This window comes from Pseudomonas sp. PS01297, assembly GCF_029959305.1.
Taxonomy (GTDB): Bacteria; Pseudomonadota; Gammaproteobacteria; order Pseudomonadales; family Pseudomonadaceae; genus Aquipseudomonas; species Aquipseudomonas helleri.
Window position 1 is genome coordinate 175,742 of record NZ_JASCPQ010000002.1, and the last position, 9,226, is coordinate 184,967.

General features: G+C 56.6%; 10 protein-coding genes and 1 riboswitch. Of the genes, 6 read left to right on the forward strand and 4 right to left on the reverse strand.

All coding sequences use genetic code 11. The features are described from left to right. The first annotated feature begins 117 nt into the window (after window positions 1-117). Window positions 118-552 (forward strand): DUF1043 family protein, encoded by a 435-nt coding sequence (locus QMX84_RS01805; RefSeq protein ID WP_048367220.1) that lies wholly within the window; start codon window positions 118-120, stop codon window positions 550-552. A 108-nt stretch (window positions 553-660) separates the two neighbouring features. Here QMX84_RS01805 and QMX84_RS01810 read toward each other — a convergent pair whose 3' ends face one another. Both QMX84_RS01810 and QMX84_RS01815 read right to left on the reverse strand, forming a co-directional pair. After that, on the reverse strand, window positions 661-1,377 hold the full coding sequence (locus QMX84_RS01810; RefSeq protein WP_048367221.1) for an OmpA family protein: 717 nt from the start codon (window positions 1,375-1,377) through the stop codon (window positions 661-663). 113 nt (window positions 1,378-1,490) lie between these two features. After that, a complete protein-coding gene (locus tag QMX84_RS01815; RefSeq protein ID WP_153328568.1) occupies window positions 1,491-2,135 on the reverse strand; it encodes an MBL fold metallo-hydrolase in 645 nt (214 codons plus the stop codon). Window positions 2,136-2,441: 306 nt separating this feature from the next. Between QMX84_RS01815 and QMX84_RS01820 the strand changes: the two genes are divergently transcribed. Both QMX84_RS01820 and QMX84_RS01825 read left to right on the forward strand, forming a co-directional pair. Further along, window positions 2,442-2,906, forward strand: a complete 465-nt coding sequence (locus QMX84_RS01820) for a hypothetical protein (protein WP_262126364.1) — start codon at window positions 2,442-2,444, stop codon at window positions 2,904-2,906. A gap of 4 nt (window positions 2,907-2,910) precedes the next feature. Then, window positions 2,911-3,492 (forward strand): putative adenosine monophosphate-protein transferase Fic, encoded by a 582-nt coding sequence (locus QMX84_RS01825; RefSeq protein WP_282362961.1) that lies wholly within the window; start codon window positions 2,911-2,913, stop codon window positions 3,490-3,492. Window positions 3,493-3,633: 141 nt separating this feature from the next. Here the strand turns inward: QMX84_RS01825 and QMX84_RS01830 are convergent, their stop codons facing one another. Together QMX84_RS01830 and QMX84_RS01835 are read right to left on the reverse strand one after the other, a co-directional pair. Next, complete coding sequence (locus tag QMX84_RS01830; RefSeq protein WP_282362962.1) at window positions 3,634-5,400, reverse strand: DUF1302 domain-containing protein; 1,767 nt, start codon at window positions 5,398-5,400, stop codon at window positions 3,634-3,636. 181 nt (window positions 5,401-5,581) lie between these two features. Continuing rightward, complete coding sequence (locus QMX84_RS01835; RefSeq protein WP_048367227.1) at window positions 5,582-6,211, reverse strand: LysE family transporter; 630 nt, start codon at window positions 6,209-6,211, stop codon at window positions 5,582-5,584. Window positions 6,212-6,291: 80 nt separating this feature from the next. Between QMX84_RS01835 and QMX84_RS01840 the strand changes: the two genes are divergently transcribed. The 3 genes from QMX84_RS01840 to QMX84_RS01850 all read left to right on the forward strand — a co-directional run bounded on the left by QMX84_RS01840 (window position 6,292) and on the right by QMX84_RS01850 (window position 9,134). Beyond that, window positions 6,292-7,257 carry a 2-hydroxyacid dehydrogenase gene (locus QMX84_RS01840; RefSeq protein ID WP_282362963.1) on the forward strand — a complete coding sequence of 322 codons (966 nt, stop codon included), beginning with the start codon at window positions 6,292-6,294 and terminating at the stop codon, window positions 7,255-7,257. Window positions 7,258-7,288: 31 nt separating this feature from the next. Then, the gene (locus tag QMX84_RS01845; RefSeq protein WP_282362964.1) at window positions 7,289-8,287 is read left to right on the forward strand and encodes a class I SAM-dependent methyltransferase; all 999 of its coding nucleotides are present in this window, start codon (window positions 7,289-7,291) and stop codon (window positions 8,285-8,287) included. 50 nt (window positions 8,288-8,337) lie between these two features. After that, window positions 8,338-8,457: riboswitch (yybP-ykoY riboswitch) on the forward strand. A gap of 92 nt (window positions 8,458-8,549) precedes the next feature. Further along, window positions 8,550-9,134 (forward strand): TMEM165/GDT1 family protein, encoded by a 585-nt coding sequence (locus tag QMX84_RS01850; protein ID WP_048367790.1) that lies wholly within the window; start codon window positions 8,550-8,552, stop codon window positions 9,132-9,134. Window positions 9,135-9,226: the final 92 nt, after the last annotated feature.

A 9,226-nucleotide genomic window follows, 5' to 3' on the forward strand; every position in this document is an offset into this window, starting at 1 on the left:
GTGGGTCGACACGTCTAGCTGATAGATTCTGTCTGGCATATTTGCGAGTGCATCGCGGTATACAGCGCAGGTCCGAGCCGTTAACGTAAAGCAAAGCCGTTTATAGAGGAAGGACTCGTGGAAAGCTCGCTCTTAATTTGGTTGTTGCCGACCCTGGCTCTGGTTGCCGGTGTCGTCATTGGTTTTCTGGTCGCCCGTCTGCTGCCGAACGCCGCGCCTAATCGCACGCAGCGTCAGCTGGACGATATCCAGGAACGTTTTGATAACTATCAGGGTGAAGTCGTTACCCACTTCAACACCACTGCCAATCTGGTGAAGAAACTCACCCAGAGCTACCAGGAAGTACAAGATCACCTCGCCGAGGGCGCCAACAGCCTGGCCCTGGACGAGCAAACACGCCAACGTCTGCTGGCTGCCCTGCACTCTGAAGCTCCACAACCGCACCGCGAGCGCCTGACCCCGCCGCACAGCTCCGAGCCGCCAAAGGACTACGCGCCAAAAAGCCCGAACGCCCCCGGCATGCTCGATGAGCACTACGGCCTGAAGAAGTAATTCACCCGGCCAGACGCTCAACAAAAAGCCCCGCGATCAGCAATGATCGCGGGGCTTTTTTAGTGGGCGCTGGCGTCGCAGCAAAAGGCTGCGACTCCACCTGCCACGTTACGGGTACTGTTGAACCTGACCCTGCTGCTGGTAGTTCATGCCCGGAATCGGCATCAGCGTAATTTGAACACGGCGGTTCTGAGCACGGCCGTCCGGGGTGGCGTTGCTTGCAATCGGATCTGCCGGGCCTTTACCAATCACCGACAGGTACTGACCGCTCACACCCTGCGACGTCAAATACGTTGCAACGCTTTGCGCACGCTGTTGCGACAACTGCTGGTTGAAAGCGTTGTTACCGGTGCTGTCGGTGTAACCGACAATCTGGATCTGCTGCTGGTTGTTCAACTGCTTCAGCGAATTGGCGAGGCTGTTAAGCGGCTGATAGAAGCTTGGCGCAATGTTCGCAGAGCTGGTGGCAAACGTAATGTTGCCCGGCATCACCAAGGTAATGTTGTCGCCTTGGCGCTGCACCTCAACACCGGTGTTGGCCATGCTGGCACGCAGTGCGGCTTCTTGCTTGTCAGCGTAATAGCCGTAGCCTGCAGCACCCAGACCCGCGACCGCAGCGCCAATCAGCGCACCCTTGCCACGGTTGTTGTGGTCAATGGCAGCACCGGCAACAGCACCGGCCAAGGCACCCAGACCACCGTACTTGGCGGTATTGCTCATACCCGACGAGGCCTGGCCCTGGTTGTCATAAGGGTTAGGAGAGGCGCAGCCGGCCAACAAGGCAATCGCACTTGCAGCAACAATCAAACGACGCGAGATAAACATGGTGAAGCTCCTACTTAATCTTTCTGGGTCAAAGGCCGCTGGCAGTAGACCTCTGTGGAACGTTGGAACACGACCAACGGTAAAAATTCCATTACATCTTGTTTAAGCACTGTTTAAGCGCGAACAAACGGGTTCTCCCGCATTTCATCGCCTAGACGAGTATCCGGGCCATGCCCGGTCACCACGGTGGCGTCCTCATCCAGCGTATACAGCCGCTGCTTGATCGAACGCACGATAGTGGCCTGATCACCGCCCCATAAATCCGTGCGCCCAACGCCGCGACGAAACAGCGTATCGCCCGCGATCAACAGCTTAGACTCAGAAAACCAAAAACTCATGGACCCAGGCGTATGCCCCGGCGTGTGCAGTGCAACACCGCAGCCACAGGCCAGCTCTTCGTCATCTGCCAGCCAGCGATCAGGTGGCGGCACCGGCGTATACGGCACGCCAAACAAGCCGCATTGCATCTCCAGGTTGTCCCACAAAAACTGGTCTTCCTTGTGCAAATGCAGCGTCGCTCCGGTTTTTTCCTTGAGCTGACCCGACGCCAAAAAGTGATCCAGATGCGCATGCGTATGGATGATGCTCACCACCTGTAAACCCAGCTTCTCCAGCCGCGCCAGAATCAACTCATGATCGCCGCCCGGATCCACCACAATGGCTTTTTTAGTGAGCGGATCACCGATGATCGTGCAGTTGCACTGCAACGGCCCGACGGGGAAGGTTTCGCGGATGAGGGTGGGTTTTGCTGGATTCATCAGTGTTCCTGTCAATACGCGTGCTGAAATCAAAAAAGCAGAACATAAACATATCAGATGCTACGTATGATGCTTTAAAGCTGAGGCGCAAGCCGAATCTGAGAAAATACGAACACCCCCCATTTTCAGCAAGACTGAATCACGCTCATTTTTTGAGCCGAGCGCAATCAAAGCACAAGCCACTGCGGCTTTCGATCCCACTGCACTGTCACACCACGACCCGGTTAAAGATCGAAGAACAACGACTGGTCCATCAGTCACATAAGCGTATAATCTCGATGGCCGTGAAGGTTTATGGAGTTGAATATGAACGCAACACTGTACGCAGCATTAAATGCTCAAACCCTTGAAGAATTAAAGCGCCTCGGGAAATTTCTCGAGGTAAAAAAAACAATAGAAGAACAACTCGAGCTTTCATCGAAAGCCAATAGCTGGACCTTACTATTCTCAAAATTACAACGCCTAAACAATGCTCTTCACGACATCACAAACCTTTACTACTTCTGCGAAAAAACATCACTTTCTCACGCCAAAGTTGAAATATCCAACTCTATTGGCTTTAAAATAAAAGCCACAAACCATTCAGAACTCATCCACAAGATACAGCAACTCACACTGTTTATCCCTGCCCATAAATTCGACGCTCACCAGCGCTTTGAAGAAACAAAAATCAATAACTTTATACACAGTTCTCGTCTGGAAGGAATCACAATAACCCCCCCCAATCAAAAAGCTTCTCTCGATAGCATTCTGGCCAAGCACCGGAGGTGAACAAATGGACAACTATGACGCTTCAAATGATTACTACTGCTATCCAAACTCCGCAGTCCTTAAAAACAAATTAAATATTCAAGATATGGACGCACTCGAAACAGCGGAGCGAGAAATTACTGCGTTCACCATTCGAAGCATTCAATACAGCCCTGCTCCGTATAACCTCCTCAATTTCAAACGTTTACATCTTGCGTTGTTTTCTGAGTTATATACATGGGCAGGAGAATTGAGAAACGTTGATATATCCAAAGGCGGCACACGTTTCTGCACCTGCGGCCGAATAGAAGCAGAGGCACTCAAGCTTTTCGAAGCCTTAAAAAAAGACAAATGGCTAACAGAGCTTAACAAACAAGCGTTTTGTAAAAAACTTGCAGAATACTATTGCGAATTTAATATGATCCATCCTTTTCGCGAGGGCAACGGCCGAGTTCAACGATTATTTTTTGAGCATTTGGCACTGTTTGCCGGCTACACACTGGACTGGACAGATATCAACCCTGAAGAATGGGTCAGCGCCAACATCGACGGCGTCGATGTAAATTATGATCCCATGGAGAAAATTTTCAGCCGAATTGTGAGGTAGCCACATAAACATTAGGTCAAGAAAATAGTGCCTCACACCCGCATGACGCCTAAATCAAAAACAAGGCCGCATACACTGCGTGAATTAATATCGCAGCGTGATACCAATATAAACACCGCCTCGCTTCTCCACTCACTCTCCTCAAAACTTCAGCCCCACGCTCAACGCCACAAAGTCGCGGTCGCTGAGGGTGTTGTAACGCCCGCCAAAGAAGTTGGTATACGACAGGCTGCTCAAGTAGGTGTTTTCGTATTCGGCATCAATGCCCAGGCTGATTGCCTTGCGGCCCTGGTTGAAGGTGTTGTCCGGGCCCGGTGAGTAGCCGCTGACGTCATGGGACCAGCCCAGGTTGGGTTTCAGGTCGAGGCCGGGCAAGACTTTGTTGTAGTCCCACACCGCACGGGCACGATAGCCCCAGGCATTGGCCGTGGTGAAGCCGTCATGGCCGTCAGAACCAAACACCGGGTCACGCCCGTAACGCGCCTGTGCGCTGCCTTCCAGCCCGGCGACGTAGATCACTCCGATCTCGCCAGTCAGCGTCAGTCGATCAGCGCCCATGGCATTGTCGAAGATATGCCGCAACGAGGTCTGGAACTGGGTGATTTCTTTGCGCCGATAGCCTTGGTTGTCAGCACCCGGCGCCACGCTCAAGGGGGACGCATCGGCAAGGCCGGGCAACAGGGTCACGTTGGCGTACAGCAGGTCGTTGCTGTTGAGTTGTACCGGCGCGTTGGGGCGGTAGCTCAGCTCGCTTTTCCAGACCGTGCCTGTGGATAACGTAGTGTTGAAGCTCAACCCATACAGGCGAATGTCTTCGGGGTACTCAACGTAGTAGCTGGCGTTGCCGGCCACGATCATCGGCGCCAGGCCACCCGCACCGGAGGCAGTGTTGTACACCGATTGCGACGTCGCACGACCGCTGAGGATCGGGTCACGGCTGTGGTAGTTCATGAAGAACGCACCAAAATCGGTGTCCAGCGGCTCAAACATGTAGTGCAGGGCCAGGCCAAATTGCCCGCTGTTGCGCGCATCACGATCAGCCCCGCGACGCACCAGCACGCCCTCCTCGTTCACCTCGACTCCCGCCGAGGTCAGCGCGGCAAGGTCGGCGACATTCAGTGCAGAGCGGTTGCTCATCACCCGGTAATTGCCGCTGCAGCCATCGGCCATCACGTCAGATTGCGAGAAAAACGTCCCGCAGTTATCGGCTTCGGACTGTTCCCAATCGAGCTGATAAAAAGCTTGGGCAGACAGGTTGTCGGTCAGGCTTTGCGACACATAGAACAGGTTGACCGGAACCAGGCCATCTTTGAAGGCCGTGCCGGGTCGTCGATAGGCGGAAACGTCCGTGGGGTTAATCGCATTGATCCCACCGCCGATAAACTCACCTTCGCCCCAACTGACCACTTGTTTGCCTACACGCACCGACCCCGGCTGATCGCCAATCGCGTAGTTGTGATAGACGTAGGCGTCCAGCAGTTGCGCGCCGGCCGACTGCGCCGACGCCCGGCGACCGCTGTCACTGATGGGTTTGAAGGGGCGACTGTCGTCTTGCAGCTCAAAGTCGTACCAGTACTTGCCGCGCACATAGAGGCCGCTGTCACCGACCTTCAGCTCCAGGCCGTGCATGCCGGTGAAAATTTTCGAAAAGGTTTCGCCGCGTTTGAAATTGAGACGGCCATCGTCAGAAATTTCAGAGTGACCTTTACCGCCATTGTTGGCGCCGATGAATTTGCTGTCGGCCTTGGCGGTGGACCAACTGGCGCCGATGGACAGTTCGGAGTCCAACTGGCCTTCGACTTTGCCAATGTTAAAGCTCACGCCCCAGGCGGGCCCGGCGAGCACCGAGGCGAGGCTGACTGCCAAGGGCAGTTTGGCTCGGCACCAGAACCGGCTGACTGAGGGCATTGATACTTCTCCGTGCGCACGCTGCAATAAGCCCGCAAGGATGAAGGAAAACCAGAATTTGACAAGATCATCTACCAACCAAGCCTCTGTAGGAGCAGCCGGTCGACGCTCGATTGCCTCGCGATCTTTTGATAGCTGAAAAGATCGCGAGGCAAGCTCGCTCCTACAGACGGTGGTGCGGTCAATGCATCTCGGTGAAGGCCAGTTTCACGCCAAGCGCGACCAGTACCGCGCCCATGGTGCGGTCAAACCAGTGGCCCATGCGGGCAAAACCGGTGCGCACGCGCTGATGGCTAAACAACATGGCTACCATGCAGAACCACACGCCCGTCGCCACCGCCAGGTACACGCCGTAACCGGCCTGGATCGCCAGCGGTGTGTGCGGGTTGATCACAACGGTGAACAGCGACAGAAAAAACAGCGTCGCCTTGGGGTTCAGCCCGTTAGTCACAAAGCCCGAAGTAAAGGCGCCACGCGCGGTGCGCTCACCCACTGGCAACGCCGCTGCAACAGCCGCCGGGTCTGCAGGCTTGGCGCGCAGGGCCTTGAAGCCTATGTACAGCAAGTACGCCGCGGCCAACCACTTGAGCGCGTTAAACAGCACAATCGACTGCGACACAATGATCCCGATACCCAGCAACGAATACCCCACATGCAGGAAAATCGCCGAACCCACGCCCAGCGCGGTAAACATGCCCGCACGTCGACCATGGGTCACGCTTTCACGCACGACCACAGCAAAATCCGGCCCCGGGCTGGCCACAGCCAACAAGTGAATCAAGGCGACAGTCAAAAATTCTGTCCAATACATGCGCGGCTCCATTACAAATTGTTTCTTCTGTTAGTCTCGACACCTTACGCCTTCACTCGACAGCACAAAAGGTACAGTTGATGACGAATACTCACCGCGCAGTCTTCCTTGATCACCCGTCTCTTGACCTCGGCGATCTTGACCTTAGCCCCCTGCGCAATGCGTTCAGCGAGCTGCAGTTGTACACAGACACCACGCCAGACAACATCATCGAGCGCTTGCAGGGCGCCAGCGTCGTCATCAGCAATAAAATCCTGCTCAACGCCAGCACCCTCGCCGCCTGCCCGGACCTCAAGCTGATTTTGGTCGCTGCCACCGGCACTAATAACGTGGACCTTGAAGCTGCGCGCGAGCACGGCATCACCGTTGCCAACTGCCAGGGCTACGGCACGCCATCGGTGGCGCAACATACGCTCGGCCTGTTGCTGGCGCTGGCCACACGGCTGGTCGATTACAACAAGGCCGTGGCCGACGGCAAATGGCAGCAGGCCAAGCAGTTCTGCCTGCTGGACTACCCGATTGTTGAGCTGGAAGGCAAAACCCTTGGCCTGTTTGGCCATGGCGAACTTGGCAGTGCGGTGGCCAAACTGGCCGAAGCTTTCGGCATGAACGTGTTGATCGGGCAGATTCCCGGCCGCCCGGCCCGTGCCGACCGTCTGACGGTGGACGAATTGCTGCCACAGGTCGACGCCCTGACCTTTCACTGCCCGCTCAACGAACACACGCGCCACTTTATCGGTGCCCGCGAACTGGCGCTGCTCAAGCCCGGCGCGTTTGTGGTGAACACCGCGCGTGGCGGCATGATTGATGAACAGGCGCTGGCTGATGCCCTGCGCAGCGGCCACTTGGGCGGCGCGGCCACCGACGTGTTGAGCGTCGAACCGCCACGCGACGGCAACCCGCTGCTGGCCGATGACATTCCGCGCCTGATCATTACCCCGCACAGCGCCTGGGGCAGCCGTGAGGCGCGGCAGAGAATCGTCAACCAACTCACGCAAAACGCCGAAGCCTTCTTCAGCGGTACAGCGCTACGCGTCGTCAGTTGATAAACTGCGCTCCTTTTTTGAGGAGCAGAGTATGGATCCGCGCAGTGAAGTACTGCTTCGTCAGCCTGATTACTTTCAGAGTTCGGTACTGTTAGTCGGTTTACCGGCTGACGAATTGCTCAACGCGCTGCCCGACGCCCACGGCTGGTGCTGGCACGCGGGCGATCAGGCGGCACTCGATGCGCGCTTTGCCGGGCGCGTGCACTTTGGCGTCGAAGTCCCGGAGCGGGCCTTCGACACCGCTGTGGTGTTCTTGCCCAAGTCCAAGGAATTGAGCGATTACGTGCTCAAGGCCGTGGCCGCTCGCCTGCCCGGCGCCGATGTGTTTTTGGTCGGCGAAAAGAAAGGCGGCATTGAGGGCGCGTCCAAGCAACTCATCCCTTTCGGCAAGCCGCGCAAGCTCGACAGCGCGCGGCATTGCCAACTCTGGCAAGTCACCGTCGACAACGCCCCGGCAGCCCCGGTGCTTGAGCAACTGGCACAGCATTACGAGCTGGAACTGGCCGAAGGCCCGTTGAAAGTCGTCAGCTTGCCGGGTGTTTTCAGCCATGGCCGCCTGGATCGCGGCAGCGCCTTGCTGCTTGAACACCTGGACAAACTGCCCAGCGGTCACTTGCTGGACTTTGGCTGCGGCGCGGGTGTGCTCGGTGCGGCGGTCAAGCGCCGTTATCCGCATAACAGCGTCACCCTGCTCGATGTCGACGCCTTCGCCACCGCCAGCAGCCGCCTGACATTGGCTGCCAATGGTCTGGAAGCCGACGTTATTACCGGTGACGGAATCGACGCTGCGCCGATGGGTTTGAATGCCATTTTGAGCAACCCGCCGTTCCATGTCGGCGTACACACCGATTATCACGCCACCGAAAACTTGCTGAAAAAAGCGGTTAAACATCTGAAAACAGGTGGCGAACTCCGACTTGTAGCCAATAGCTTCCTGCGCTATCAACCGCTGATCGAAGAGCAATTCGGGCACTGCACCGTCAAGGCTGAAGGGCAGGGTTTTCGGATCTACAGCGCCAAGCGTCGCTGACAGTTTTTGAAAATCAGGGCTTGCCGTATCGGATTTGCCTAGGCAGAATCCGCTCCGTCCTAGGGGAGTAGTCTCCCACGAGCAACATGCTCGTCCGGCATGCGTCAACATACTTGGTCAACAGACCATGGCGCATGCGACCCAGGCGTCCGCACAGACGGACCAGGGTTTGACAAGACCTATGACACGAACACCTTACCCGGGGCGGGAAGGCTGTACGTGTCATAGCCGTGTCGACCCGCCCCTGGAAAATTACCTGATGATGCTCGATTCCTTACTCATTCCAACTGCAATCGTTGCCTTGGCCGAAATCGGTGACAAGACGCAATTGCTCGCCCTCATTCTTGCCGCGCGCTTTCGCAAGCCCTGGCCCATTATCGCCGGCATCATCGTCGCGACCCTTGCCAACCATGCTGCAGCCGGTGCCGTTGGCGCCTGGTTCAGTACGTTCTTCACCGATGTGATGCTGCACTGGATCCTCGCCGCGAGCTTTACCGCGACGGCACTGTGGACCCTGGTGCCCGACAAAATGGATGACGACGAAGCCAGCACCGCGCGCAAATACGGCCCGTTCGTGACCACGCTGATCACGTTTTTCATTGCCGAAATCGGCGACAAAACCCAGGTCGCGACCGTGATGCTGGCGGCGCAATACCCGGATTTGTGGCTGGTGATTATCGGCACCACCCTGGGCATGTTGATTGCCAACGTGCCGGTGGTGCTGGCCGGTAACTTTGCCGCCGACAAACTGCCCCTGACCCTGATCCGCCGACTGGCGGCGACCGCGTTCTTCGTGCTGGCTCTGGTGGCTGTGTACAAGGCAATGGTGACGAGCGGCTGGGTGTAGCCGGCCCCTGATTACCGTGGGAGCGGGCTTGCTCGCGATGGCATCACCGCGATCAATGATTCAGACCGCGCCCGCCGTATCGCGAGCAAGCC